The 24,814-nt window shown below is 66.2% G+C and carries 23 protein-coding genes; 8 read left to right on the forward strand and 15 right to left on the reverse strand.

Annotated elements, in window-relative coordinates; all coding sequences use genetic code 11:
- Positions 1-56 precede the first annotated feature (56 nt).
- The 3 genes from ADADO0_RS14355 to ADADO0_RS14365 are packed head-to-tail and all read left to right on the forward strand — an operon-like array spanning position 57 to position 2,790.
- Positions 57-1,526, forward strand: coding sequence for a sensor histidine kinase (locus ADADO0_RS14355; protein ID WP_511305832.1), 1,470 nt, complete (start codon positions 57-59; stop codon positions 1,524-1,526).
- A complete protein-coding gene (locus tag ADADO0_RS14360; protein ID WP_511305833.1) occupies positions 1,523-2,446 on the forward strand; it encodes a peptidoglycan-binding domain-containing protein in 924 nt (307 codons plus the stop codon). Before ADADO0_RS14355 ends, ADADO0_RS14360 begins: the two co-directional genes overlap by 4 nt.
- Entirely contained in the window at positions 2,446-2,790 is a 345-nt protein-coding gene (locus ADADO0_RS14365) for a DUF1491 family protein (RefSeq protein WP_511305834.1), read from the forward strand. Before ADADO0_RS14360 ends, ADADO0_RS14365 begins: the two co-directional genes overlap by 1 nt.
- A 306-nt stretch (positions 2,791-3,096) precedes the next feature.
- On the opposite strand, the gene ADADO0_RS14370 is transcribed toward ADADO0_RS14365, so the two are convergent.
- The 3 genes from ADADO0_RS14370 to ADADO0_RS14380 form a co-directional block, all read right to left on the reverse strand.
- Positions 3,097-3,687: a DUF1254 domain-containing protein gene (locus tag ADADO0_RS14370; RefSeq protein WP_511305835.1), complete on the reverse strand. Its 591-nt coding sequence runs from the start codon at positions 3,685-3,687 to the stop codon at positions 3,097-3,099.
- A 131-nt stretch (positions 3,688-3,818) separates the two neighbouring features.
- Positions 3,819-4,394 (reverse strand): DUF1214 domain-containing protein, encoded by a 576-nt coding sequence (locus ADADO0_RS14375; RefSeq protein WP_511305836.1) that lies wholly within the window; start codon positions 4,392-4,394, stop codon positions 3,819-3,821.
- Between the two features lie 9 nt (positions 4,395-4,403).
- A complete protein-coding gene (locus ADADO0_RS14380; RefSeq protein ID WP_511305917.1) occupies positions 4,404-6,599 on the reverse strand; it encodes a transglycosylase domain-containing protein in 2,196 nt (731 codons plus the stop codon).
- Positions 6,600-6,741: 142 nt separating this feature from the next.
- Between ADADO0_RS14380 and ADADO0_RS14385 the strand changes: the two genes are divergently transcribed.
- Both ADADO0_RS14385 and ADADO0_RS14390 read left to right on the forward strand, forming a co-directional pair.
- Positions 6,742-7,227: a YcgN family cysteine cluster protein gene (locus ADADO0_RS14385; RefSeq protein ID WP_511305837.1), complete on the forward strand. Its 486-nt coding sequence runs from the start codon at positions 6,742-6,744 to the stop codon at positions 7,225-7,227.
- Positions 7,228-8,032: 805 nt separating this feature from the next.
- The gene (locus ADADO0_RS14390; RefSeq protein WP_511305838.1) at positions 8,033-8,401 is read left to right on the forward strand and encodes a hypothetical protein; all 369 of its coding nucleotides are present in this window, start codon (positions 8,033-8,035) and stop codon (positions 8,399-8,401) included.
- Between the two features lie 42 nt (positions 8,402-8,443).
- Here ADADO0_RS14390 and atzF read toward each other — a convergent pair whose 3' ends face one another.
- The 7 genes from atzF to ADADO0_RS14425 form a co-directional block, all read right to left on the reverse strand.
- A complete protein-coding gene (atzF, locus tag ADADO0_RS14395; RefSeq protein ID WP_511305839.1) occupies positions 8,444-10,225 on the reverse strand; it encodes an allophanate hydrolase in 1,782 nt (593 codons plus the stop codon).
- 280 nt (positions 10,226-10,505) lie between these two features.
- A complete protein-coding gene (locus ADADO0_RS14400) occupies positions 10,506-10,676 on the reverse strand; it encodes a hypothetical protein (RefSeq protein ID WP_511305840.1) in 171 nt (56 codons plus the stop codon).
- Positions 10,677-10,779: 103 nt separating this feature from the next.
- Complete coding sequence (gene purU, locus ADADO0_RS14405; RefSeq protein ID WP_511305841.1) at positions 10,780-11,649, reverse strand: formyltetrahydrofolate deformylase; 870 nt, start codon at positions 11,647-11,649, stop codon at positions 10,780-10,782.
- A gap of 61 nt (positions 11,650-11,710) precedes the next feature.
- Complete coding sequence (locus ADADO0_RS14410) at positions 11,711-12,322, reverse strand: sarcosine oxidase subunit gamma (protein ID WP_511305842.1); 612 nt, start codon at positions 12,320-12,322, stop codon at positions 11,711-11,713.
- Positions 12,315-15,275, reverse strand: coding sequence for a sarcosine oxidase subunit alpha family protein (locus ADADO0_RS14415; protein ID WP_511305843.1), 2,961 nt, complete (start codon positions 15,273-15,275; stop codon positions 12,315-12,317). The genes ADADO0_RS14410 and ADADO0_RS14415 overlap by 8 nt, the downstream gene beginning before the upstream one ends.
- Complete coding sequence (locus tag ADADO0_RS14420) at positions 15,272-15,538, reverse strand: sarcosine oxidase subunit delta (protein WP_511305844.1); 267 nt, start codon at positions 15,536-15,538, stop codon at positions 15,272-15,274. The genes ADADO0_RS14415 and ADADO0_RS14420 overlap by 4 nt, the downstream gene beginning before the upstream one ends.
- Before the next feature lie 15 nt (positions 15,539-15,553).
- Positions 15,554-16,810, reverse strand: a complete 1,257-nt coding sequence (locus ADADO0_RS14425) for a sarcosine oxidase subunit beta family protein (protein WP_511305845.1) — start codon at positions 16,808-16,810, stop codon at positions 15,554-15,556.
- Between the two features lie 156 nt (positions 16,811-16,966).
- On the opposite strand from ADADO0_RS14425, the gene ADADO0_RS14430 reads away from it, so the two are divergent.
- The 3 genes from ADADO0_RS14430 to ADADO0_RS14440 all read left to right on the forward strand — a co-directional run bounded on the left by ADADO0_RS14430 (position 16,967) and on the right by ADADO0_RS14440 (position 19,393).
- Positions 16,967-17,938: a LysR family transcriptional regulator gene (locus tag ADADO0_RS14430; RefSeq protein WP_511305846.1), complete on the forward strand. Its 972-nt coding sequence runs from the start codon at positions 16,967-16,969 to the stop codon at positions 17,936-17,938.
- 14 nt (positions 17,939-17,952) lie between these two features.
- A complete protein-coding gene (locus ADADO0_RS14435; protein WP_511305847.1) occupies positions 17,953-18,513 on the forward strand; it encodes a sugar O-acetyltransferase in 561 nt (186 codons plus the stop codon).
- 70 nt (positions 18,514-18,583) lie between these two features.
- Positions 18,584-19,393, forward strand: a complete 810-nt coding sequence (locus ADADO0_RS14440) for a glutathione S-transferase family protein (protein WP_511305848.1) — start codon at positions 18,584-18,586, stop codon at positions 19,391-19,393.
- A 27-nt stretch (positions 19,394-19,420) separates the two neighbouring features.
- Here the strand turns inward: ADADO0_RS14440 and glnT are convergent, their stop codons facing one another.
- The 5 genes from glnT to ADADO0_RS14465 form a co-directional block, all read right to left on the reverse strand.
- Positions 19,421-20,776 (reverse strand): type III glutamate--ammonia ligase, encoded by a 1,356-nt coding sequence (gene glnT, locus ADADO0_RS14445; protein ID WP_511305849.1) that lies wholly within the window; start codon positions 20,774-20,776, stop codon positions 19,421-19,423.
- A gap of 85 nt (positions 20,777-20,861) precedes the next feature.
- Positions 20,862-22,199, reverse strand: a complete 1,338-nt coding sequence (locus ADADO0_RS14450; RefSeq protein WP_511305850.1) for an FMN-binding glutamate synthase family protein — start codon at positions 22,197-22,199, stop codon at positions 20,862-20,864.
- Between the two features lie 171 nt (positions 22,200-22,370).
- Positions 22,371-23,078 (reverse strand): protein glxC, encoded by a 708-nt coding sequence (locus ADADO0_RS14455; RefSeq protein ID WP_511305851.1) that lies wholly within the window; start codon positions 23,076-23,078, stop codon positions 22,371-22,373.
- Positions 23,075-23,971 carry a class II glutamine amidotransferase gene (locus ADADO0_RS14460; RefSeq protein ID WP_511305852.1) on the reverse strand — a complete coding sequence of 299 codons (897 nt, stop codon included), beginning with the start codon at positions 23,969-23,971 and terminating at the stop codon, positions 23,075-23,077. Before ADADO0_RS14460 ends, ADADO0_RS14455 begins: the two co-directional genes overlap by 4 nt.
- Before the next feature lie 109 nt (positions 23,972-24,080).
- Entirely contained in the window at positions 24,081-24,740 is a 660-nt protein-coding gene (locus tag ADADO0_RS14465; RefSeq protein WP_511305854.1) for a helix-turn-helix domain-containing protein, read from the reverse strand.
- Positions 24,741-24,814: the final 74 nt, after the last annotated feature.

A 24,814-nucleotide genomic window follows, 5' to 3' on the forward strand; every position in this document is an offset into this window, starting at 1 on the left:
CCACGCTACCCCTTAGATCAAAGGGAGGGCGCGCAAGCGCCAAACGGCAGGTGCAGATGGCAGGCTCCATTGGCGCGGAAACCTTGTCGGTGGCGAAAGCCGCCGGCGGTCTTCTCGACGGTCGCGCAGGCGGCTGGCGCGGTGCGTCGCCGGAGCAGTTGTCCGCCGTGGCGCGCCGCACGTCGCGGGCGCTGGGTGGCCTTGCCCTGATCGCGGCGGGGAGCGGCGGCGCCGTGCTCCTGGCGGAAACCTCCGGTCTCGTCACCGGCGCCACCTCGGATGCCAGTTGGTTGATGGCCTGCGGGCTTGTGGCGGCGGCCCTTGCGGCGGTCGCCGGCGGGCTGTCCCGCGTCGCGGCACGCCTCGCCTTGGCCGAGCCGGATATCAGCGACGAGGAAGTCAGCCTCGTCAGCCTTCACGGGCGCGCCGGGGACACCCTGGCGGTGGAAGCCGCGCGCGGTCCGCTTGGCGCCCTGCCGGCGGGCACGCTGGATGGGCAGGGGCTGTTCGAGCGCATTCAGGTGGTGGATCGTCCGGCTTTTCTCTCGGCCCTGTCGGCGTCCGCCGGCGATGGCCGCGAGCGTGTTCTGGAACTTCGCCTGCGCTGCGAGGCGCAGGGAGAGGCCCCGGCGTTCGCCTGGATGCGGGTGCGCATCTGCGTGGCGGATGAGGGGCGGGTCCGTGTGTGGTGGCGCGATGTCAGCGAGGCCAAGGCGCAGGCGGAGCGCCAGGCGGCCGCACGCGCCGAGGCAGAGCGCGCCAATGACGCCAAGAGCCATTTTCTCGCGGCCATGAGCCACGAACTGCGCACGCCGCTCAACTCCATCCTCGGCTTCTCCGAACTTCTGTCGGAAGACACCGGGCAGATGGATGCGGCGCGCCGCGCCGATTACGCCCGCATCATCCACGAGAGCGGGCAGCACCTGCTGGGGCTGGTCAACGACATTCTTGATCTCTCGCGGGTCGAGGCGGGGGCCTATGACCTCTCCTGCGAGGCTCTGGACGCCAATGTCCTGGTGGACGGCTGCCTGGAAATGATGGCGCTGGAAGCCGGGCGACGGGGGGTGCAACTCACCTCCGGCATGCCCTCGCACCTGCCGATGCTCAACGCGGATCAGCGCGCGTTGCGGCAGATCGTGCTCAATTTGCTGTCGAACGCCGTCAAGTTCACGCCGCCCAGCGGGCGGGTCGAGGTGTCGGGCCACATCTCCGGCGGCTTGCTGGTCTTGAAGGTGCGCGACACCGGCGTCGGCATGTGCTCGGCCGATCTCGCGCGCCTGGGCGAGCCTTTCTTCCAGGCCGGCGACATCGACAGCCGGCGCACCGGCAGCGGCCTCGGCCTCGCTGTGGTGCGTGGCCTTGTGGATCTGCACCGGGGTGAATTCCAGGTCGCGAGCGTGCTCGGGGTCGGCACGACGGTGACGCTCGGCCTGCCGTTGTGCGGGCCGGACGGCGTGGTGGCCCCATTCACCCGCCACCAGCCGCGGGCGACCGGCGGTTTTGGTCCGGGACGGAGGAGCGCATGAGCATCGAGTTCGATCAGCGCGCCTATTCGCGCATGCAGGACCATCCTGTGGAAGCACCGACCGCGCACGCCATGCATCGTGTCGGAGACTGGTTCGCGGCGGCGGCGGCGGTAGCCATCACCGGTGCGGTTCTGGTCAACGTCTTCATGTTCCAGACCGGCGGCGTGCGGCAAGCCACCAAGGGCGCAACCTCGGTCTCGGTGGAGCCCAAGGCCAAGCCGTCCGCCCCAGCGAACCCGTCAATGGTCTTCGCACCGGCCTCGGTCGGCGCTTCGGCGCCCGCCGCGCAACCCGCGCCCGCGCCGCAGAAATCAGCGGCCGTTGCCGTATCGCCGCCACCGGGCGTGCCCGTCCCGCCGGCCTCCCTGCCGACGCCGCGCGTCCCGGTTCCCATGGTCGCCGATATCCAGCGCGAACTCGCGCGGCGCGGGTTTTATGACGGCACGGCCGACGGCCTCACCGGTCCCAAGACCGAAGCAGCGATCCGCGCGTTCGAGCAGGCGGCGCATCTCAAGACCACCACCGGCGAGCCGACGGACGCGGTGCTGGCGCAGCTTCGCCGCGCCCCGGCGCCTGCTCAGGTTGCGGCTGCGCCCGCCGTGCCGGTCTCGCCCTCCGCCGCTGCGGCGCGGGCGATCATGGCGCCACCCGCCAATGTTCCCGGTGATGCAGGCGTGACCGGATCGGTGCGTCCGCCGGGCACGGTCCAGGCCGCCGCACCGTCCACGCGGCTGCTTTCGGTGCAGAAGTCCCTGGCCCGCCTCGGCTACGGCCCCATCAAGCTTGACGGACAGCCGGGCACGGAGACCCGCCTCGCCATCCAGCGGTTCGAGCGCGATCGCAACCTGCCCATTACCGGCGATCTCAGCGACCGCATGGTGCAGGAGTTGGCGACCGTTTCCGGGACGCCGATCAACTGATGCGGCTCAAGAGCGCGATCTTCGTCTCGGCCATCGTGCGGACCGCCAATGGGGCAGGCGCGTTCGCGGCCGTGCGCCGGCGCGGCGCAGAGGAGGCCGGCACAGTCTTCATCAAGGTGAGCACGCAGGACGGTCTCGCGACGCTTTACGGACCGGCCCCGCAAAGCGATTTCGATGAATCCTTTCCATCCGACCGCCGTTTCCGCGTCCTGGTCGCCACCGGAAGCACCGAGGCGGACTGCGAGGCGCGCATGGTCAAGGAGATGCGGTTCGATCCCGACCTGTGGTTCGTGGAGATCGAGGACCGCCAGGGTCGCCACTTCATCGATCTGATCGCGGACTAAATTGCCGCACCGCAAACGAGGCTTAAGCTCTAGGAAACTATATTCGTGCCATTAGCGTTCTTATCGCACGGCTCTCATATGAGGGAGAGGGTGATGGGCACGGTTGTTGCTTTTCCCGTTGAGCGGTTCTCACGTCCGGCTGGCATGCCACCGGAAGGGATCTGCGCGCGAATTTTCATTCTTCCAGTGATCCGCATCGAGCGGCATGAGGTTGCGGGCGCTTCGGTGGCCGGTGCGGTATCAGCGGCGCCTGTTGCCACCAATCGCCCAGTGACGGGTACGCCGCGGCGCCTTCTCCCCTGATTATCAGGTGGAGGGTGTGCAGCTTGCTGCTTCCAGTTGGCGGCGGATGGTTGTCCGCGTGTCGCCATATCGCGCGTAGGCGCGGATCAGGACGATGCCCTTTTCCTTGGGCGATTCCACCACGAGCCGATCGGCTGCGGTGATTTCTTCATCCTCGGGCAAAGCCGCCCGCTGGTTGGGAGAGAGCAAGTCCAACTCGATCACGCGCCCCGCCGCCTGATCGCTCAGCGCATAGAAGGGCACGCCGCCCGCCGTGTAGAACGAGACGGACGTATAGTCCGCCGTCGCCGGCACCCGCACCCGCAGCGGACGCTCCGAGAGATCATACAGACAAACCGCACTGACGAATGCCGGGTCGGTCATGGGCAAAATCATGTCCGTGGGCGTGGCATCCGGGAGCAGCGTGAGCTGGTTCGGCTTGGCGATCTCGGACAGGCGGAGATAGGCGCTGCGCTGCGCCAGATCCGGCATCGCGAGTATGGACACCAGATGGGTGATGCCTGCGAGTACGACGATGCAGGCGAGCGGCAGCAGCACCGCCTCCGGCATGGCGGCGGGCAGGCGGCTGATCGCGCGCCGCAGCCGCCGCCACACAGGGGCCCGCCCGGTGCGGGGCAGCGTGGAGCGGCGGCGCCAAAAGAAGGGCCCCCAAGAGACGCGTGACCAAGAGAACGGGGAGCGCGAAGACGCGCGTTGCGTGCGGCCTGGGCTGTTGGTGCGAACGCTCATGGGCACCGCTCCGTGACGATGCGCGGAAGCTGCGAACTCTCGCCCGTGGCCGAGGAGAAGCTGAACGGCGCATCATAGAGCCGCAGCGCCACCTTCACCCGGCCGCGTCCGCCCGAGGGCACCCAATTGCCCGGCTGCGCGCGCGGGGCGAACACCACGTCGATGTCCCCGTCCGGCCGGTAGACCAGTTCGTTGCTGGTGAAGCCGTGCCGTTCCGCTTCGTTTGGAATGAGGTGGCCGTCTTCATCGGTGAGCGTGATGGTCCAGATCCGGGCCTGGGGCAGGCTGCCTGCAATACGGATGTCGCAGCGCCCGTCCAGCGGGGCGCCGGCACTGTCCTGGGCGGCGAGGAAGAGAAGCCCGTCCGCCAGTTCCAGCGGCAGTTCGCCGGATCGGCTGAAGGCGGCGCGCGCGTAGGGGTCGGCCTGCGGTGTGCCGGAGCGGGGCCAGCCTTGCCACGCGCCCGACCGCACCGCATCCATGCCGCGCGAGTGGGTGACGGCGAAATAGGTCGCGCCGAGACCGAGGGCGGCGGCGGACGCAAGCGTGAAGGCGAGGGGCAGGAGGCGCACGGCTTGCGGTCAATTTGCCTGGAGAGGGGCGGAAATCGCGGCGGTCGGCCCTGTCGGTGTGGCGGGCATGGGCGCGGCCTCCTTGAACAGGCGCTCCAGGCGTCCCAGCCGGTCGGCGGCGCGGGGAGACAGGGTGATGGGCCGCTCGGTGGATTCGAGACCGGGAACATCGAGGGGGGCGGGGGCCTCGTCCAGCTTGGGCGCGGGCTGGTTGCCGATGCCGGGGATGTATTTCGGCTCGATGCCCTGGTGGGCATAGGCCATCACCTTCTGCCACGTCATCGCCGGCAGGGTGCCGCCGGTCATGCGATTGAGCGAGGTATAGTCGTCGTTGCCGAACCAGACGCCGCCGACATAATTGCCGGTGAACGCCATGAACCAGGCGTCACGATAGGCATTCGTGGTGCCGGTCTTGCCTGCGACCTTGACGTTGGGCAGCCGCGCCCGGCGCCCGGTGCCGTTCTCGATCACGTTGTTCAGCATGGGGTTGATCATGTCGATGACCGAGGGCGGGATCACCTGCACCGGGCGGGGTGCGTCGCGGTCGAACCGCCAGAGCACATCGCCGTTGGCGATGCGCATTTCCACCACCGCATGGGGATAGACGCTCTTGCCGCCGTTCGCGAACACCGAATAGGCCGTGACCATATCCACCACCGTCACCTCGGCGGCGCCGAGCGGCAGGGGCGCGCTGGGGGTGAGGGTGGAGGAGATGCCCATCTTGTGGGCCAGCTCGATGATCTTGGCGCGGCCGAACCGCTCCGCCAGCCGCACCGCCACCGTGTTCAGCGAATGCTGAAGGGCGGTCGTGAGGGTAATGGAGCCCATGTAGCTGCGGCCGTAATTCTGCGGGCACCAGTTGCCGAGGCAAATCGGCGCGTCCTGGACGATGGTGTTGGGCTTGTAGCCGTTCATCAGGGCGACCGTGTAGACGAACGGCTTGAAGGAGGACCCGGGCTGGCGCAGCGCATCGGTGGCGCGGTTGAACTGGCTCTCGCCATAGTCGCGCCCGCCCACCATGGCGCGCACCGTACCGTTGGGTTCCATGATGACGATGGCGCCCTGGCTCGCCTTATAATCCTTGCCGAACTGGCGCAGCGACTGGTCGAGCGCCGCCTCCGCCACCTTCTGGATGTTGGGATCAAGGCCGGTGCGCACCAGGAAGCTGCGCTCGCTGACGCTTTTGGGCAGGTTCTCGACCAGCTTGCGAACCTCCAAGAAGGCGTAGTCGAGATAATAGTCCGGCACCGCCATGTCGCGCCGGTCGATCGGGGTGGCGGGATTGCGCCGCGCGCCGAACACCTGACCCTCGGTCATGAAGCCGGCATCCACCAGATTGTCGAGCACCGTGGAGGCGCGCGAGCGGGCGGCCGGCAGGTTGACGTGGGGCGCGAATTTGGTCGGCGCCTTGAACAGGCCCGCCAGCATGGCGGCTTCTGCGAGGTTCACTTCCCGCACCGACTTGCCGAAATAATATTTCGCCGCCGCATCGACCCCGTAGGCGCCGCCGCCGAGGTAGGCGCGGTCGAGATAGAGCTTGAAGATCTGGCTCTTGGTCAGCCGGCTTTCCAGCCAGAGCGCGAGGAAGGCTTCCTTGACCTTGCGCTCGATGGTCCGCTCATTGGAGAGGAACAGGTTCTTGGCCAACTGCTGGGAGAGCGAAGAACCGCCCTGGCGCACCCCGCCGGCCCGCGCATTGGTCACCACTGCGCGCATGGTGCCTGCGACGTCGATGCCGAAATGCTCGTAGAAGCGCCGGTCCTCGGTGGCGAGAACGGCCTTCAAGAGATAATCGGGGAAGTCCTCCAGCGGCACCGTGTCGTTCTGCTTCACCCCGCGCTCGCCCAGCACATTGCCGTAGCGGTCCAGGAAAGTGACGGCGAGTTCGGTGCGCTTCAGCCAATCGTCCGAGGTCTCGCGGAACGCCGGCAGGGCGAGGGCGAGCAAAGCGATGGCGCCCACCGTGCCGAGGGTGAAGCCCTCCGAGCCCATGCCCACCAGAAAGCGCCGCCAGCCGGAGAGCGAGAAGCGTTCCATGAAGGCGGAATAGGACGACGCCACGCGGGCGATGAAGGTGCCGGCCCGGTACAGGGTGCTGTCGATGCGTGCGTCCGCGTCCAGCCACGCATTGCGCAGCCGGCTTTTAGGCCGGGGTGCCTCGGACAGGGGGGGCTCGCTCTCGCTCACAGTGCCGGCCGGTCTCATGCTTCGGAAGCCGGGCATGTCCATGGACGCGCACCGGGGCAAAAACGCGGCAGGGCCGGTTCAGGTCCACATATAGCCTGTCACACGTCACCCGGCGAGAGGGCGCACTTCCCGCCATCGTGATCGCGGTTTAGGAAAGCTTATGTCCGACCTTCCCTTCTGGCGTCGCAAGACCCTGTCCGAGATGACCGCCCCGGAATGGGAGAGCCTGTGCGACGGCTGCGGGCGCTGCTGCCTCGTGAAGCTGGAGGACGAAGACACCAGCGCCATCGCCTACACCGACGTCGCCTGCCGCCTGCTCGACGTGGGGGCCTGCCGCTGCGGCGATTACGAGAACCGTCAAGCGAAGGTGCCGGACTGCGTGCGCCTCACCCCTGAGGCCGTCGACACCATCTCCTGGCTTCCCCCGACCTGCGGCTATCGCCTGGTCGCGGACGGCAAGGACCTGCCCTGGTGGCACCCCCTGGTCTCCGGCTCCCCCGAAACCGTCCATACCGCCGGCATCTCGGTGCGCGGACGGGTGGCCGGGCTCGAAGGGGCGTTCGGCCTGTTTGAGCTGGTGGACCAGATCGTCTCCTGGCCGGTGAAATGGCCGAAAGGCGCGAAGGGGCGGGTGAGGAAGGGGTGAGGATTAATTAGGAATATTGACCTAGGATTTATTTCTGATACTCTGCTGTCCGGCTTTGTCATCACCGGACGCATTTCATGTCGTGGACATCTGACGACCTCGAGTTTTTCAGACGAGCAAGGTGGGAGCTCGATAAAGTAACCACCGAGTTCAGGCTTCTCCGCGCTCATATCAGGCGGAAGGCCGGCTATGATCCCAATCAACCGCGGATTCCTGTCGGAACCCCAGGTGGCGGAAGGTGGAGCGGCGAGGGTGGGAATTATATCCTGCTCGCGCAGAATACGCCGCGTGGCCCCCGGCCCGGAAACACCGCTGCTCGATGGCCCAATGCAACGCCCGGCCAACAAGCGGAATTGGTTGCTGCCCAAGCACGGGCTGATGCGGCTATTGCGCGGGTGCGAGAGCGCCTGCCGAATTGGCAACCAACACCTAGTTTTTATGAGACAATTAACGGTGCAGTTTCCGCTAATCGGGCGATGGCCGCTGAGGCGGAATCTTATCTAAGACTTCTTCAAGATATTGGAATTGGACCAGGGCGATATGCTGATGGCTATTACATAGTGCGCCGTCCTGGGTATAATTATTCGGTGGAAGAAATAAATATAAATAACAGAAATGGATATGAAGGAGGGTGTCACACTTGCGGTGTTCGGGAGCCGGGAACGAAAAATAGAAACTGGATTCACGATCACCAAGACCCTACATCCCTTAATATATTGGGAAAAGAGCAAAGGGTATACCCTCAGTGCGCCGCATGCAGTGCACGCCAAGGAGGGTGGATTCGCCAAAATAAGGATAGAAATAAATGACTATTCAGAATATTAAAATGGCACCTCAAAATTCGATGTTCTTTATATCTGATATTCGCGGAGGTGAAGTTCCAGAATATGTAGATGGAAAATTTATACTATATAATAATTCGACTATAATGGTTCGGTGTCTTTCGAATGTCGATGGGGAGACCGATTTAACTATCGGCGCAGCGAATAAGGTTAATGCTGGTTACTCGCCAGCGTTCGACGGCGTCCTCGATACGCCGAGCTTGGTCGTGGGGATTTCTACTGCGCGGGACGAGAATATACTTCGGTACGATGTTCAGGCGGTGAGGACGCGCGTTCGAGTGTGGGTCAATACGCCTGTTGAGCCAGACAGGATAATTTTTGGTTTTGGTTGAGGCGTAATGTGTTGCCGGGAACTTTGCCGCGCGCGCTTTTCCTCACCCACCCTCCGCAAACGCCCGGAACCCGCCATAGCTGGTGATGTCCTCGCAGCCGTCGATGCCGGCGGCTTCGCAGAGGAAGCCGGTGACGTCGCTGCCGTCCGCCAGCGTTACGCTGCCGAGGCCGAGGGGGGCGGGGATGCGGGCGAGGAGGCGGCCGACGCCGGCGAAGGGCAGGGACCACACCTCCGCCGCAAGAGCCGCGCCGCCGCTGGCGACGCGCACCACGCCCGGCCGTGCCACCGCGCCCTTGAGCAGCGACATGCGGTAGATCGGCGCCGTCTTCACGGGCGCCACGAGGCGGCCGCCGAGTTCCAGAAGCTCGCGGTTGAGGCCCATGCCTGAGAGATGCGCGCCGAACACGCATACGTCGAGCCGCCCTTCGCTTGAAGGGGCTGGCAAAGCCGGGGCTGGCGGAGCCGCTTCACCGCTGGCGCCGAGCGGCAGGTCGCCGGCGGCGACGAAGGCACGGGCGATGGAGGCGACCTCGGCGTCGCGCCCGAAGGGGGCGAGCAAGGTGATGCCATAGGGAATGCCGGATGCGGCGATGGCGGCTGGCACGGCGGTGCCGCACAGGTCCATCAGATTGACGAAGTTGGTGTAGGTGCCGTTGCGCGAATTGAGGCGGATGTTGTCCGCCAGAACCGCCTCCAGCGTATAGGCCGTGGGGGCGGTGGGCAGGATGATGGCGTCGAGGTCGGCGAGGATCGGCGCCGCCTTGGCCCGCAATTCGCGCAGCCGGTACATGGCGCGGAACGCATCGGCGGCGCTCGCCTTGGCGCCCGGCTCGGTGATGGCGCGGGTGACGGGGTGGACGCTGTCGGGGTCGCTGGTCAGCAGCTTCTCCGCGACGATCCAGCGCTCCGCCACCCAGGGGCCTTCGTAGAGCAGGCGGGCGGTTTCGGCGAAGGGGGCGTAATCGAAGGGCACGAGGTCGGCACCCATCGTCTTGAAGCGGGCGAGGGCGCCCTCATACGCTGCGGCGGCGTCGGTATCGCCGAAGAATTCCCGCTGATCCGGCGGCAGGAAGCCGAGGCGCGGCTTGGTGGCGAGCGTGGTGAGTTGGCTCAGCGGCAGATCGCGGGAGAAGGCATCGGCGGCGTCGAAGCCGGCTATCACATCCAGCACAGCCATGGCGTCGTCCACGGTGAGGGCAAACACCGAGATGCAGTCCAGCGACTTGCAGGCGGGCACGAGGCCGGTGTTGGGCACGAGGCCGAGGCTAGGCTTTATGCCGACGATGTTCTGAAGCATGGCGGGCACGCGGCCCGAGCCGGCGGTATCGGTGCCGAGCGCGATCGGGACGAGACCGGCCGACACCGCGCTCGCGGAGCCTGAGGAGGAGCCGCCCGGCACGAGGTCCGCATTAAAGGCGTTGCGCGGAATGCCGTAGGGCGAGCGGGTGCCGACGAGGCCGGTGGCAAACTGGTCGAGATTGGTCTTGCCGATGATCAGCGCGCCGGCCGCCTTCAGACGGGCCACGACGGTGGCGTCGGCGGTGGCGTCATAGGCGAAAGCCGGGCAGGCGGCGGTGGTGGGCAGGCCGGCGACGTCGATATTGTCCTTCACGGCCACCGGGATGCCGTAGAGCGGCAAAGACGTGTCGGCGGCCGCTTCGAGGGTGGCGGCGTCTGCCAGCACGTCGGCCTCGGGGCGCAGGGTGATGAAGATGGCAGGGTCGGCGTGGACCGCGATCCGCCGATAGGTCTCGCGCACGGTATCGCTCGGCGTGCGCCGGCCCTCACGATGGGCGGCGAGAAGCGTTGCGAGCGTGTCCATGGCGGCTCCTGAGGGGCGTTCGGCGGCTTAGCAGCCGCCAAGTGGCGTTTCCCTTCCCTAAGCACGAACCGCGCCAATGAGAGACGCGGCCTGAAAGCGGCAAGATATCCTGTGAGCGCTTGATTCAAGCGTGTGGAGCGGAGCGCTGCTGCTCATCCGCCGCCGTCAGCATGCCCGGAATTATGGATAAATTATCATCATGTGATTAATATATATGCACATATAGACGTGTTGCATGCATATGATGGCGTGTGTGAACGATGGCGGCCACCCCGCGCTACTATCGCCCGGGGGTGGCCGATGCGGGGAGATTGGAGGCGGCGCTCTCCGATGGCTGAGGGGTGCCACGACCGGAGAACATGACCGCCGCGCCGAGCGCGGCGGCGAAAATGACCGCGCCGATCATCAGGTTGAACGACCGGTTGGGTGAGGGGGTGGGCGACAGGCTCATGGCGCTTCCTCTTTGTTCATTACCTAACGTAATGTAACGCAGGGGAAGGCATTCTGCCAGCCGGTCGGCGCCCGGACTGGCCCGCTGGCCGCATCGCTGGACTTCAGTCGCGGAAGACGACGGTCTTATGGCCGTTCAGCAGCACCCGGTCTTCCAGGTGCCAGGAGAGGGCGCGGGCGAGCACGCGGCGCTCGATGTCGCGTCCCTTGCGCACCAGATCGTCCGGGCTGTCCTGGTGGCTGATGCGCTCCACGTCCTGCTCGATGATCGGGCCTTCATCGAGGTCGGAGGTGACGTAGTGGGCGGTGGCGCCCATCAGCTTCACGCCGCGCGCATGGGCCTGGTGATAGGGCTTCGCACCCTTGAAGCCGGGCAGGAACGAGTGGTGGATGTTGATGCACTTGCCCGAGAGCTTCGCCGACAGCCCGTCCGAGAGCACCTGCATGTAGCGCGCGAGCACGGCGACTTCCGCGCCGGATGCCTGGAAGACGCGCCACACTTCCGCTTCCTGCTCCATCTTGGTGGCCTTCGTGACCGGCAGGTGATGGAACGGGATGCCTTCAAAATCCAGGTGCGCGTAAGTCTCTCGGTCGTGGTTGGAGACGATGCCCGCGATTTCCATGGGGATTTCGCCGATCCGCCAGCGATAGAGCAGGTCGGCCAGGCAATGGTCGAACTTGGAGGCGAGCAGCAAGACGCGACGCTTCTCGGCCTTGTCGCGCAGGCTCCAGGTGAGGGAGAGCGACTGCGCGACCGCGCTGAAGCCGCTGCGGATGTCCTTGGCGCTCGCCTCACCCTGCACGACGTTGAACATGACACGCATGAAGAAGCGGCCGCTTTCAGTGTCGTCGAACTGCTGGGCCTCGAGGATGTTGCATCCCTTCTCGAACAGGAACGTCGAGACGCCCGCGACGATGCCGGGGCGGTTCGGGCAGGAAAGGGTGAGAATGAACTGGTCGGTGGGCGCGGTCATGAAGGGCTCGGGCAATGGAGGAAAGCTCAGGTAACGGGAGAAAGCGCGCGGCACGCCGCCGTCAACCTCGCCCGGTGCCCCTGATCTCGCAGCCGAACTCGGCGGCGCTGGCCGTGAGCGCGCGCAGGAAGGCGGGGCCGAACGAGCGCGGCACCGCGAAGCGATAGGCGGGGCTGTCGTTCAATTGCCAGAACAGCAGCGGAATCAGCGCCACCGAAGTCGTCGCCGCGTCGCCCGGCCCGAACACGCTCGGGTGCAGATCCACCGAGACGAGCTTGATCAGCGTGTCGACGACGCGTGGGCCGAAGATGTCGAGCACGAGGTTGCCATCGCTCTGGTCGGCGATGGCGGCGCTGTCGCCGAATGCCTCGTGAAGGTGGGTGAGCAAAAAGTCGGAGGACCCACCCTTCGCGGCCAGCCAGCGGCCGGGGCCGGTGCCGATGAAGGAGAGATCGCCCAGGAAGCTCACTTTGGGCGCATCGGCCAGCGCGATGCCGAAGCTTCCCATCGCCCCTGCGCTGATGCGCCCAACGGCGCCCTTGCGGGCGACGACAGTGGCGAGCGCAAGGCCGGTCAGCACCTGTGCCGTCACGCCAGGTGCGCCGTCGTGCCGCCCGTGGCGGCCTTCCGGCACCAGGTCGGTGACTTCGATTTCAGACAAGATCTCAGACACGCAGCCGCTCCCCTTCCGGATCGACGAAGGCGGGATCGCAGATTTCCACGGGAATGTCGCCGCCCCGCACCGGGTCATAGGCGCGCACCGTCTCGCCGATCCGCGCGCGCCCCCTGGCAATGAGCCCGAGGCCGATCCAATGGCCGAGCACCGGCGAGTAGGCGACCGAGGTCATGTAGCCCTCGTCATTGGCGGTGGTGGCACTGTGCCCGTGAGGCAGGAAATGCGCCCCCGCCCGCAGCCGGTCGCTCGGGTCCACTGGCTTGAAGCCGACGAGAATGGGCCGGTCCGCTTCGAGAAAGCCGGGCCGCTGGGCAAGGACCCGGCCGATGAAGTCCTTCTTGGTGGAGGCCATGCGGCCGAGGCCGAGATCGCGCGCCGAGGTCTGCCCGTTCAACTCATTGCCCGAGACGTGGCCCTTCTCGATCCGCATGACGCCCAGCGCCTCGGTGCCATAGGGCGTGATGCCATAGGGCGCGCCCGCCTTCATCAAGGCCCGCGTCAGTGCCACGCCGTGGCGGGCGGGCACCGCGATTTCGTACCCCAGTTCGCCGGAGAAAGAGACGCGGAAGATGCGCGCCTTGACGCCGCCGATCACATGCCCTTGGGCAACGCCCATGTAGGGCAGGGCGGCGTTGGAGATGTCCAGGCTCTCCACGACGCCCGCCAGCACGTCGCGAGCGCGCGGGCCGGCGATGGAAATCTGCGCCCATTGCTCGGAGACCGAGGCCATCTGCACGTCGAGTTCGGGCCACAGCACCTGAAGGCAGAATTCCAGATGCTGATAGACCTTCGCCGCGTTCGCGGTGGTGGTGGTCATCAGATAGTGGCTGGCGCCAAGGCGCGAGACGGTGCCATCGTCCATGACGATGCCGTCCTCGCGCAGCATCACCCCATAGCGCGCCTTGCCCACCGCGAGGGTGGAGAAGGTGTTGATATAGACCCGGTCGAGGAAGGCGCCGACATCCGGGCCCTGCAAGTCGATCTTGCCGAAGGTGGAAACGTCGATCAGCCCCACGCCTTCGCGGGTGGCTTGCACCTCGCGGTTCACGGTCTCCAGCCAGTCAGTTTCGCCCGGTTGCGGGAAATACTGCGCGCGCAGCCACAGGCCGGTCTCGACGAAGACTGCGCCGTTTTCGCGCGCCCAGGCATGGGTCGGCGTCGGGCGGGTGGCGCGGAAGTCCTTGCCGCGATGGTGGCCGGCGATGGCGCCGATGGCGACGGGCGTGTAGGGCGGGCGGAACAAAGTGGTCCCGGTCTGCCCCACGTCCTGGCCGGTGAGGGCGGCCATGATCGCAAGGCCGGTCACGTTCGAGGTGCGGCCCTGGTCGGTCGCCATGCCGAGCGTGGTGTAGCGCTTCAGCAATTCCACCGCGCGGAAGCCCTCGGCATGGGCGATGGCGATGTCCTTGGCGGTGACGTCGTTCTGGAAATCGACGAACGCCGCGCCCTTCGAGCCCTCCACATGCCAGAACGGCGTGATGGTGACGGGGTTGTCACGGCCCTGCGGCACGGGTGTCGCATACGCGGTGAAGCCGAGATCGGTGGCAGCCTCGGCGGCGCGCGCGGCGCCATCGGCAAGGCAGCGCGCCAGCGAGAATTCACCGGACGCGGCACCGGCCACGCTCATGCCGGGGGGCGGGGCGCCCGGCACGAAGCCGGCGATCTTGGCATCGTAAACCGGCTTTCCCCCGAAATGGCTGGTGAGGCCAAGATTGGGGCTCGACCCGCCGGAGATGGCGAGGATCTGCGTCGAAATGGTCTGCGTCGCGTTTCCGGTGCGCACCACGATCGCGGACAACAGCTTGCCGGATGTGGAGATCACCTGGCTGCCCAGGATCACCCGGATGCCGCGCTTCTGCGCCCGCTCCAACTGGATCGCCGGCACCTCGGGGCGGGTATCGACGATGGCGGCGATCGTCACGCCGGCATCCGAGATGTCCATGGCGGCGGACCAGGCATAGCCGTTGTTCGCGAACACCACCGCCGGTGTGCCCGCCGCCACGCCGTAGCGCACCGCATAGGTCCGCAGGGCCTGCACCGACATCACGCCCGGCCGGTCGTTGCCGCCGAACACGATGGGGCGATCGGTGGAGCCGGCGCAGAGGATCGCGCGCTTCGCGACGATCTTCCAGAAACGCTGGCGCGGCGTGAACGCGGCGGGCACGGCGAGATGATCTCCCACCCGCTCGATCGCGCCGTATGTGCCGCCGTCATAGGCCCCGAAAATCGTGGTACGGGGCATGAGGGTGACATTGGGGAGCGAAGCTAACTCCGCCTGCGTCTTGGCCACGAAGTCGAGGCCCGGCAAATCGTCGATGGAGCGATTCTCGGAATTGAGCCGCCCGCCCAGGCGGAAGTCCTCGTCGGCCAGGATCACCCGCGCGCCGCTGCGCCCCGCCACCAGCGCCGCCATGAGCCCGGTGGGACCCGAGCCGATGACCAGGAGATCGCAGAACGCGAATGCCTTTTCGTAGCTGTCCGGGTCCGGCGCATCCGCCGCGCGCCCGAGCCCCGCCGCGCGGCGGATCACCGGCTCGTAGAGCTTTTCCCACAGGGCGGCCGGCCACATGAAGGTCTTGTAGTAGAAGCCAGCGCCCAGGAACGGCGAGACTAGGCCGTTGACGGCCTGGAGATCGAACGCGAGCGAGGGCCAGCGGTTCTGGCTGGTGGCGTCGAGGCCGTCGTAAAGCTCCACCGTGGTGGCGCGGGTGTTGGGCTCGCGCCGCGCGCCGGAGCGCAGTTCGACGATGGCGTTTGGCTCCTCCGAACCGGCGGAGAACACCCCGCGCGGGCGATGGTATTTGAACGAGCGGCCCATCAGCCGGACGCCGTTGGCGAGCAAGGCGGACGCCAGCGTATCGCCGGCGTATCCGGTGTAGGGGCGCCCGTCGAACGAGAAGGCGAGGGGCTTGCGGCGGTCGATCTGGCCACCTTCCAGCAGGCGGCTCATGGCTGCGCTCCCTGCGTGAATTCTGCGCCTGCGATTTGGTGGGTGCGGGTGTCGCGCGTCACCACCAGCCAGCGGCGGCATCCCGCGCCATGATACCAAAGCTCGCGAAACGTCCCCGCCGGGTTGTCGCGCAGATAGACATAATCGTGGAACTGGTCGGCCGCGTCCGGCGCGGCTGGGTCGGGGCGCACGGGGGTCGCGTCTCCCAGATAAGAGAATTCGTGGGCATCGCGGAGGCCGCAATAGGGGCAGGGGAGGCGCATGGTTCTGGCCTTAACTCAGTGCAGGTTCGGCTGTGCGCCGACGCCTTTTTCATCGATGGCATGGCCGGTGCGGAAGCGGTCCAGCCGGTAGCCGGCGTTGAGCGCGTGGGGCGCATCCTTCGCCAGCGTCCAGGCGAAGCACCAGCCGGAGGCGGGCGTCGCCTTGAACCCCCCGTAGTTCCAACCGCAATTCAGGTAGAGGCCGGGAATGGGCGTGAGATCGATGATCGGCGAGCCGTCCATGGACATATCCATGACGCCGCCCCAGGAGCGCAGGGTGCGCAGCCGCCCGACCTGCGGCATGAGGGCCATGCCGGCCTCGCACACATCTTCCACCACCGGCAGGTTGCCGCGCTGGGCGTAGGAATTGTAGCCGTCGATGTCGCCGCCGAAGACCAGACCGCCCTTGTCCGACTGGCTGACATAGAAGTGTCCCATGCCGAAGGTTACGACGCCGGGCACCATGGGCTTCAGCCCCTCGGAGACGAAGGCGGTCAGCACATGGCTCTCGATCGGCAGGCGCATGTCGAGGTGCTTGGCTAGCCGAGAGGTTGAGCCGGCGACCGCCAGCCCCACCTTGCCCGCGCGGATCGGCCCGCGCGTGGTCTCGACGCCGACCACCGCGTCGCCCTCGCGGATGAAGCCGATGACCTCGCAATTCTGGATGATATCTACGCCCAACTGGTCGGCGGCGCGGGCATAGCCCCACACCACCGCGTCATGCCGGGCCGTGCCGCCGCGCTTCTGGTAAAGCGCGCCGTGGATGGGGAAGCGGGCGTTGCTATAATTCAGGAATGGCGCGATTGCCCGCACCTGGTCCCGGTCCAGCAGTTCGGAATCGGCGCCCGAGAGCCGCATGGCATTGCCGCGCCGCGCGAAGGCGTCGCGCTGGGCATCGGAATGGTACAGGTTCAGCACGCCGCGCTGGCTGACCATGGCGTTATAATTGAGGTCCTGCTCCAGGCCCTCCCACAGCTTCATCGACCATTCGTAGAACGGCTGGTTGCCGGGCAGGAGATAATTCGAGCGGATGATGGTGGTGTTCCGCCCGGCATTGCCGGAGCCGATATGCCCCTTCTCGATCACCGCGACGTTGCGGATGCCGTGTTCCTTGGCAAGGTAATAGGCGGTCGCGAGCCCATGTCCGCCGCCGCCGATCACCAAGACGTCGTAGGCCGGCTTGGGCTGTGCGTCGCGCCAGGCGGGCGTCCATGCGTTGGGCCCGGAGAAGGCCTTGGCGATAATGCTGAAGAGCGAATAGCGGCTGGGCATCGTTGGTTGCTCGACCCTTTCAGGCGGTGCGGCACGGGGCATTCTCCCCAAGCGGGGATTGGAAAGCCTGGATGACCACACCTATCCTCAATGCATAGCTCACCGCGAAAGAAGCCATGATATAAATCTTTCTTATAGTAGAGAGGGACCCTTCCCATGGCGCGCAGCGAGGCAATCCCGTTCGATCTCAGAACCCTGGAGGTCTTCCTCTCGGTCTGCGACGTGGGCTCCATGGCGGGGGCGGCGCGCCAGCTTGGTTTGACCCAGCCGGCGGTCTCCCAGGCTGTGGCGGAACTGGAGGGGCGGACCGGTACGGTGCTGTTCGACCGTTCCCAGCGGCCGCTCGGCCTCACGCCGGCGGGCGGCGTGCTGCGCCAGCGGGCGAGCGCGCTCATCACCGAAGCGCGGCAGATCGCGCCCATGCTGCGCGAGACCCAGAAGAGCCGATTGCCCCTGCTGCGGGTGGGGCTGGTTGATTCCCTCTCCCGCGCTCTTGCCGCGCCATTGGGCGCCCATTTGATGGCGCTCGCGGACGAGGTTTCGGTGCTCGCCGGCCTCACCGCCTCCCACGCCACCGCGCTGCTGACGCGGCAGCTCGATATCCTGCTTGGCGTCGACGAACTGGAGGATGTTGAAGGGCTGGAGCGGTTCGGCGTCCTCACTGAGCCCTATATCCTGCTCACCCCGCGCGGCACGCCGCGCCCGGAGCGGATGGAGGATGTGCGCGCGCTCGCCGGCACCATGCCGTTCGTGCGCTATTCCGCGCGCTCGAAGACCGGCATCGAGGTGGAGCGGCACCTGAGGCGCATGAAGCTCGACCTGCCACGCCGGCTGGAGTTCGATACCCCGCAGGGTGTCACCTCCGTCGTGATGCGCGGCGAAGGCTTCGCCATCTCGACGCCGCTCTGCTGGTTCGAGTCGCGAGTCTCGCACGAAGGCATGGCCTGCTGGCCTCTGCCCGGCCCTGCGGTGCTGCGAAACGTCGTGCTGGTAGCGCGGCGGCAGGAACTGGGTCGTCTGCCACGGGAACTGGCCGCGTTCTGCCGCGCCGCGCTGGCTACGGAGGTGCGTCCCGCCTTGGTGGAGGCGATGCCCTGGCTTGAGGCGAGCTTGCGGGTGGAGGTGTGAGGGAGGTGGATGACGTGGGACCGCACGATGACCGCATCAAGCTGATCGCCAGGGGGACGCCGGAATCGGCGGCCATGGCTGCCGAGGTCAAGCGCGCGATGCGGATTACGGCAGCTCTCAACCGTTTGACGTTCGAGGATGCGGACAAGGTCCGGGCGTTGTTCAGCGAACTCATCGGCAAGACGGTGGACGAGAGCTTTTGTCTGATCCCGCCGTTCTACGCGACCGGTGGGGCCGGACTGGTCGTCGGGCGTAATGTCTTCATCAACCAGAACTGCACCATTTACGATCTCGGCGGGGTCGAAATCGGCGACGACGTGATGATCGGCCCGAATGTGAGCCTGATCACCTCCGGCCATCCCATCGAGCCGTCTCAGCGGCGCGCGGGCGTGACCGCAAAGCCAATCGTGATCGGGAGAAACGTCTGGATCGCTGCCGGCGTGATCGTCATCGGCGGTGTGACGATCGGCGAGAATTCTGTCGTCGCGGCGGGATCCATCGTCACGCGAGACGTTCCCGCGAATACTCTGGTTGGGGGAAATCCCGCGAGGATCATTCGCTCGATCGCGGAATGAGGCAATCCCGGTTGCGTGCGGCCCAAAGGTCGCACAAAGTCAGGCGTCTTTCCCCTGCGGAGTTCGGTTGATGACGGACGCGAAATCCTCCGATCTCACGCCTCGCCTCTACCACACGTTTTCTTCCTATTATTCGATGATCGCACGCCTCGCGCTTGCAGAAGGCGCCATCGCTTATGAGAAGGTCTTCGTCGACATTCACTATCACAGGGCCCAACAGGATCCGGATTATGTTCGGATCAACCCCGGCATGACGGTGCCGACCCTGGTGCTTCCCGATCGTACCCTCGTTCAGAGCCGGGACATCGCCGAATACGCGCTGCGCGTCAGCGACGCCACGCTCGATCCCGAGACCAAGGCGTGGCTCGACCTGCACTATGCCTATCCCATCGAGGAGCTGACGTTCGGGGCCCTGCTGTCAAAGAACCCCATCGCGCGCGTCATGGTGCCGAGGCACCTCGACTCCATCCGCCGCGACCTCCTCGCGCGCGCTGCCAAGAACCCCGATCTCGCCGATGTCTACAAGGCCCGCGCGGAGGTGTTCGCCGAGCGTGTGCGGACGTTCGAGCCCTCGACCGTCATCCGTCTCTCGGAGCGGCGGCGGGCCGAGGCGTTCGGCTTCATGGATCGTCTCGACGCGACGCTCAGCGATAGCCGCCCTACACTGGTGTCTTCAGGCTACGGCCCCGCCGATGTGGTGTGGACGGTGTTTCTCGGGCGCATGGAATTCGCCGGCCTGGGCGGCGAGATCCCCAAGCGCCCGGCGCTGGCCCGCTACTGGCGGGAGATGCAGGCGCGGCCCAGCTTCGGCCCGGCGGAAATCTGGACCAAGGTGCGTCCGCTGCGCCTGATCGGCGGCATTCTGGGCGTCGCGCGGTAACGCCCAGGCAATGGCGCCGCCGGGCGTTTAGATATCCAGCGTGTTGTCACGCTCCCACTGGGTGAGATGCCGGGAATAGGCGTTCCATTCCTCGCCCTTCAGCTTGAGATAGCCGGAGACGAAGCTCTCGCCCATGGTGCTCTTGAGAACCTTGGACTTCTCCAGGGCGCGCAGCGCATCCAGCAGGTTCAGCGGCAGCAGCTTGGCGCCCTTCACCTTGTGGCCGTCGGTGTACATGTTGATGTCGAGGCGCTTGCCGGGGTCGCGCGAGTTGTTGATGCCGTCGAGGCCCGCCGCCAACACACCCGCCTGGAGCAGATAGGGGTTCGCCGCGCCATCCGCGAGGCGGAACTCGAACCGGCCGGCATCGGGAATGCGGATCATGTGAGTGCGGTTGTTGCCGGTATAGGTGACGCTATTGGGCGCCCAGGTGGCGCCTGACAGGGTGCGCGGGGCGTTGATGCGCTTGTAGGAATTCACCGTGGGATTGGTGAGGGCGCAGAGCGCGTCGGCATTGTGGATCAGCCCGCCGATGAAATTGTAGCCCAGCGCCGAGACGCCCAGTTCGCCCTTCGGATCGGAAAAGGCGTTCTTGCCCTTCTTCCATAGCGAGACGTGGACATGGCAGCCGGAGCCGGTGAGGTTGATGAAAGGCTTCGGCATGAAGGTGGCGCGCAGGCCGTGCTTCTCGGCGATGCTCTTGACCATGAACTTGAAGAAGACATGCCGGTCGGCGGTGAGCAGGGCGGTGTCGTAGTTCCAGTTCATCTCGAACTGGCCGTTCGCGTCCTCGTGGTCGTTCTGGTAGGCGCCCCAGCCCAGGGACAGCATGCTGTCGCAGATCTCCTTGATGACCTCGTAGCGGCGCATCAAGGCGGACTGGTCGTAGCAGGGCTTTTCGGCATTGTCGGACGCATCCGAGATCGCCTTGCCGTCCGGCGAGATCAGGAAATATTCGCATTCGACGCCGGTCTTCATGTCGAAGCCGAGCGCGGCGGCGGTGGCGAGCTGCTTCTGCAACACGGAGCGCGGCGCCTGCTCCACCAGCTTGCCCTCCATATAGAGGTCAGAGGCCAGCCAGCCGATCTCCGGCTTCCAGGGAAGCTGGATCAGCGAGGAGGCGTCGGGCACGGCGAACAGGTCCGGATCGGCCGGGGTCATGTCCAGCCAGGTGGCGAACCCGGCGAAGCCCGCGCCCGCCTTCTGCATTTCGGCGATGGCTTGGGCCGGCACCAGCTTGGCGCGCAAGCTGCCGAACAGATCGACATAGGAGATCAGGAAATATTTGATGCCTTTTTCTTGCGCGACCTTCTCAAGGTCGATCGCGGTGGCTGCATCGGCGCGGCCCTCGGCCGCCCGCGCGGGCTCTGGCAAACGGATCATCGTCACGTCCCCTGAAGTATCTGGTCTGGTCGGTTCGGGTATTTTTGAAAAGCCGCGCCTCTGCGGGCGCGGTGTTAAAACTGTGTCAGTAGCTGCCGGGCTGGCCGGGTATCCAATTGGTGCCCGCGAGCGGCACGCCGGCCATGGCAGCGGCCTCGATGGTGAGGGCCACGAGATCCTCCGGCTCCAGATTGTGCAGGTGGCTCTTGCCGCAGGCGCGGGCGATGGTCTGGGCTTCCAGCGTCAGCACGCCGAGATAATTGGCGAGGCGACGCCCCGCCTTCACCGGATCAAGGCGGGACCAGAGGTCCGGGTCCTGCGTGGTGATGCCGGCGGGGTCGCGGCCTTCGTGCCAGTCGTCGTAGGCACCGGCGGTGGAGCCGAGGGCTTCATATTCCGCCTCATATTGCGGGTCGTTGTCGCCCAGCGCCACCAGAGCTGCGGTGCCGATGGCCACCGCGTCGGCGCCCATCGCCAGCGCCTTCGCCACATCCGCACCGGAGCGGATGCCGCCGGAGACGATGAGCTGCACCTCGCGGTGCATTCCGAGGTCCTGGAGCGCCTGAACGGCGGGGCGGATGGCCGAGAGGATGGGGATGCCCACATTCTCGATGAACACGTCCTGGGTCGCGGCGGTGCCGCCCTGCATGCCGTCTAGCACCACCACGTCCGCGCCGGCCTTCACGGCGAGCGAGATGTCGTAATAGGGGCGGGAGGCGCCGACCTTCACATAGATCGGCTTTTCCCAGTCGGTGATCTCGCGCAATTCCTCGATCTTGATTTCGAGATCATCGGGGCCGGTCCAGTCGGGGTGGCGGCAGGCGGAACGCTGGTCGATGCCCTTGGGCAGGGTGCGCATGGCGGCGACGCGGTCGGAAATCTTCTGGCCCAGGAGCATGCCGCCGCCGCCCGGCTTGGCGCCCTGGCCGATCACCACCTCGATGGCATCCGCCTTGCGCAGATCGTCCGGGTTCATGCCGTAGCGGGAGGGGAGATACTGGTAGACCAGGATCGAGGAATGCCTGCGCTCCTCGCTCGTCATGCCGCCATCCCCCGTCGTGGTGGACGTGCCCATGGCGGACGCACCGCGCCCCAGCGCCTCCTTGGCCGGCGCCGAGAGCGCGCCAAAGCTCATGCCGGCGATGGTCACGGGGGTCTTCAGGTGGATCGGCTTCTTGGCGAAGCGGGTTCCCAGCACCACGTCGGTGCCGCACTTCTCCCGGTAGCCCTCCAGCGGATAGCGCGAGACCGAGGCGCCGAGGAACAGCAGGTCGTCGAAATGCGGCAGCTTGCGCTTCGTGCCGCCGCCCCGGATGTCATAGATCCCGGTCGCCGCCGCGCGGCGGATTTCCGCTAGCGTATGCGGGTCGAAGGTGGAGGAAAAGCGGGGCAGGGTGCGCGGGGGGGTGGAAGGGGCGGTCATGTGATCCTCACGCGAGGAGAAGCTTGAAGCGAAACCGGGGACACTCCCTCTCCCGCTTGCGGGGGAGGGCTGGGGAGGGGGCTGTCCGGGCTGGTGAACAGGGGCGCCGTCTGGATAGGCACCATTTCCCCCTCCCTAACCCTCCCCCGCAAGCGGGAGAGGGAACGAAACTCAATACGCATCGGCATTGTCGATATGGAAATTGTAGAGTTTGCGCGCCGAGCCGTAGCGTCGGAATTCGCCGATATCGACGGTGCCGGCGACGCCCGCCGCTTCCAGCTTCTCGGCGATGATGCGCCTGTGCTCGTCGCGCATGTCTTTCTCGATGCAGTCCGCGCCGAGGCTTGCCACGCTGCCGCGCACGAACAGGCGGGCCTCGTAGAGGCTGTCGCCCAGCGCCTCGCCCGCGTCGCCGAATACGATGAGGTTTCCCGCCTGCCCCATGAACGCGCTCATATGGCCCACCGAGCCCTTCACGATGATATCCACGCCCTTCATGGAGATGCCGCAGCGGGCGGAGGCGTTGCCGTCCACCAGCAGCAGGCCGCCGTGGGCGGTGGCGCCGGCCGCCTGGCTGGCATCGCCGCGCACATGGACAAAGCCGCTCATCATGTTCTCGGCAACGCCGACCCCGGCATTGCCGTGGACGATGATGCTGGCTTGCTGGTTCATGCCGGCGCAGTAATAGCCGACATGCCCCTCCACCTCGATGGTGAGCGGGGCGTTCACCCCCGCCGCCAGCGCGTGGCGGCCGTTGGGATTGAGCACGCGCCAGCGGCGGGTGTTGCTCTCGGCGGTGGCCTTGTGGAGCGCGCCGTTCAGTTCACGCAGCGGCGCCTCGGCCAGATCGAAGGTGATATCTGGGCTGACGGCGTTCATGCGGCACGGTCCCAGAAATAGACGGTGGCAGGTTCCGGCTCGAAGACCTTGGCCTTGGCGATGCCCGGCAGGTCCACCAGCGCGCGGTATTCCGAGCCGAAGGCGACATATTGCTCGGTCTCGGCCATCACGGCGGGCTTGCAGGCGATGGGATCGCGCAGCACGCCGAAGCCGCTTTCGGTGCCTACGACGAAGGTGAAGAAGCCGTCCAGGTCCTTCAGCCCCGCTTCCAGCGCCTCGCCCAACGATGCCCCCTGGCGCATGCGCCAGGTGAGATAGCCGGCGGCGACTTCGCTGTCGTTGTCAGTGGCGAACGAGATGCCCTCGCGCTTCAGCCCACGCCGCAGGTCGTTGTGGTTGGAGAGCGAGCCGTTGTGCACGAGGCACTGGTCGCGCCCGGTGGAGAAGGGGTGGGCGCCGGCGGTGGTCACGGCGCTCTCGGTTGCCATACGGGTGTGGCCGATGCCGTGGGTGCCGCTCATCCGGGGCAGGTCGAAACGCACGGCCACGTCGCTCGGCAGGCCGACCTCCTTGAAGATCTCCATGCGCGTGCCGCTGCCGACGATGGCGACCTCAGGGTGGCGGGCCAGCGCGACGCGCACCTCGGCCTCGTGAACGGCCGGCACTTCGAGGATGGCGTGGCTGGCGCGGACGGAAACGCTCGGCGTGCCGCCGGACGCGAGCGGGATGGAATTGGCGAGGCGCTGGAAGTCATAGCCCTCTGCGGCACGGAGCGAGAGCTTCACATGCCCCTTGTCGCCGTTGCCGTAGATCGCGAAGCCAGCGCTATCAGGCCCCCGGTCGGTCATCACGCACAGCATGGACGAGAGCATGGCGCCAAGCTCCGGCTCAAGCTTGGGGTCCTTCAGGAATATTCCGACAATGCCGCACATTCACGCGCTCCGGAGCGGGCTGAATTCTGCCCGATAGGTACGCCGCTTGCGTGAACTCGTCAATATTCCGCGAATAAAATTTTCTTCTGAAGAAACCAATCTGCTCTGTTCAGCGCCCGTCACGGGCATACACGATCACCGAGAGATATGTCATGGGCCGCACGATCAGATGCTCCGGCCCATGGGCCGCACCGGAATCGAACATCAGAGAATCGCCCGGTCGCAAGTGATAGGCCCGGTCGGCGTGGCGATAGAGCACCTCACCACTGAGCATGTAGAGGAACTCCACCCCGGCATGGCGAAACTCGGTGTACGGCGCTGCTTCTTCGGACAGGGTGATGAGATAGGGCTCGACCACGATGTCGCCGCCCAGGCCATGGCCCAGCAGTTCGTATTGGTGGCCGACTTTGGTGCCGCGCCGCTCAATGATCACGCCCTGGCCGGAGCGCACGAAGGAGCAGTCGCGCCGCTCCTCGAACGCCGAGAACAAGGTGGTGATCGGCACATTGAGCGCCTTGGCAATGGCTTGCAGGGTCGCCAGCGAGGGGGAGATCTGCCCGTTCTCGATCTTCGAGAGCATGCCCACGGAAATGCCGGCGGCGCCCGCGAGATCGGACACCGTCAGGTCAAGCTGACGCCGGATGGAGCGCACCTGGACGCCCAACGCGTCTTCCAGAGTGCCCGGCGTCGCGGCCGGAGCGCCGGAGCCGGTGATATAGTCCGCCGGATCACCCGTCTCGCCCGCCGCCTTTGTCTTGCGGTCAGCCACGCTTGCCTCACGATGGTTTTCTACAGAAGAAAAACGCTATCCGTGAATGCAGAGCTTGGGAAGCATTAAGGCCC

The sequence above is a fragment of the Aquabacter sp. genome (assembly GCF_965279295.1).
Classification (GTDB): Bacteria; Pseudomonadota; Alphaproteobacteria; order Rhizobiales; family Xanthobacteraceae; genus Aquabacter.

Bases quoted from the DNA above. Each gene is read 5' to 3' on its own strand.
- ADADO0_RS14430 (WP_511305846.1), top strand. From the start codon at position 16,967: ATGGCGCGCAGCGAGGCAATCCCGTTCGATCTCAGAACCCTGGAGGTC.
- ADADO0_RS14400 (WP_511305840.1), bottom strand. From the start codon at position 10,676: ATGAGCCTGTCGCCCACCCCCTCACCCAACCGGTCGTTCAACCTGATG.
- ADADO0_RS14415 (WP_511305843.1), bottom strand. From the start codon at position 15,275: ATGAGCCGCCTGCTGGAAGGTGGCCAGATCGACCGCCGCAAGCCCCTC.
- ADADO0_RS14450 (WP_511305850.1), bottom strand. From the start codon at position 22,199: ATGACCGCCCCTTCCACCCCCCCGCGCACCCTGCCCCGCTTTTCCTCC.
- ADADO0_RS14385 (WP_511305837.1), top strand. From the start codon at position 6,742: ATGTCCGACCTTCCCTTCTGGCGTCGCAAGACCCTGTCCGAGATGACC.
- ADADO0_RS14440 (WP_511305848.1), top strand. From the start codon at position 18,584: ATGACGGACGCGAAATCCTCCGATCTCACGCCTCGCCTCTACCACACG.
- ADADO0_RS14380 (WP_511305917.1), bottom strand. From the start codon at position 6,599: ATGAGACCGGCCGGCACTGTGAGCGAGAGCGAGCCCCCCCTGTCCGAG.
- ADADO0_RS14420 (WP_511305844.1), bottom strand. From the start codon at position 15,538: ATGCGCCTCCCCTGCCCCTATTGCGGCCTCCGCGATGCCCACGAATTC.
- ADADO0_RS14460 (WP_511305852.1), bottom strand. From the start codon at position 23,971: ATGTGCGGCATTGTCGGAATATTCCTGAAGGACCCCAAGCTTGAGCCG.
- glnT (WP_511305849.1), bottom strand. From the start codon at position 20,776: ATGATCCGTTTGCCAGAGCCCGCGCGGGCGGCCGAGGGCCGCGCCGAT.
- purU (WP_511305841.1), bottom strand. From the start codon at position 11,649: ATGACCGCGCCCACCGACCAGTTCATTCTCACCCTTTCCTGCCCGAAC.
- ADADO0_RS14455 (WP_511305851.1), bottom strand. From the start codon at position 23,078: ATGAACGCCGTCAGCCCAGATATCACCTTCGATCTGGCCGAGGCGCCG.
- ADADO0_RS14365 (WP_511305834.1), top strand. From the start codon at position 2,446: ATGCGGCTCAAGAGCGCGATCTTCGTCTCGGCCATCGTGCGGACCGCC.
- ADADO0_RS14425 (WP_511305845.1), bottom strand. From the start codon at position 16,810: ATGCCCAGCCGCTATTCGCTCTTCAGCATTATCGCCAAGGCCTTCTCC.
- ADADO0_RS14390 (WP_511305838.1), top strand. From the start codon at position 8,033: ATGACTATTCAGAATATTAAAATGGCACCTCAAAATTCGATGTTCTTT.
- atzF (WP_511305839.1), bottom strand. From the start codon at position 10,225: ATGGACACGCTCGCAACGCTTCTCGCCGCCCATCGTGAGGGCCGGCGC.
- ADADO0_RS14355 (WP_511305832.1), top strand. From the start codon at position 57: ATGGCAGGCTCCATTGGCGCGGAAACCTTGTCGGTGGCGAAAGCCGCC.
- ADADO0_RS14360 (WP_511305833.1), top strand. From the start codon at position 1,523: ATGAGCATCGAGTTCGATCAGCGCGCCTATTCGCGCATGCAGGACCAT.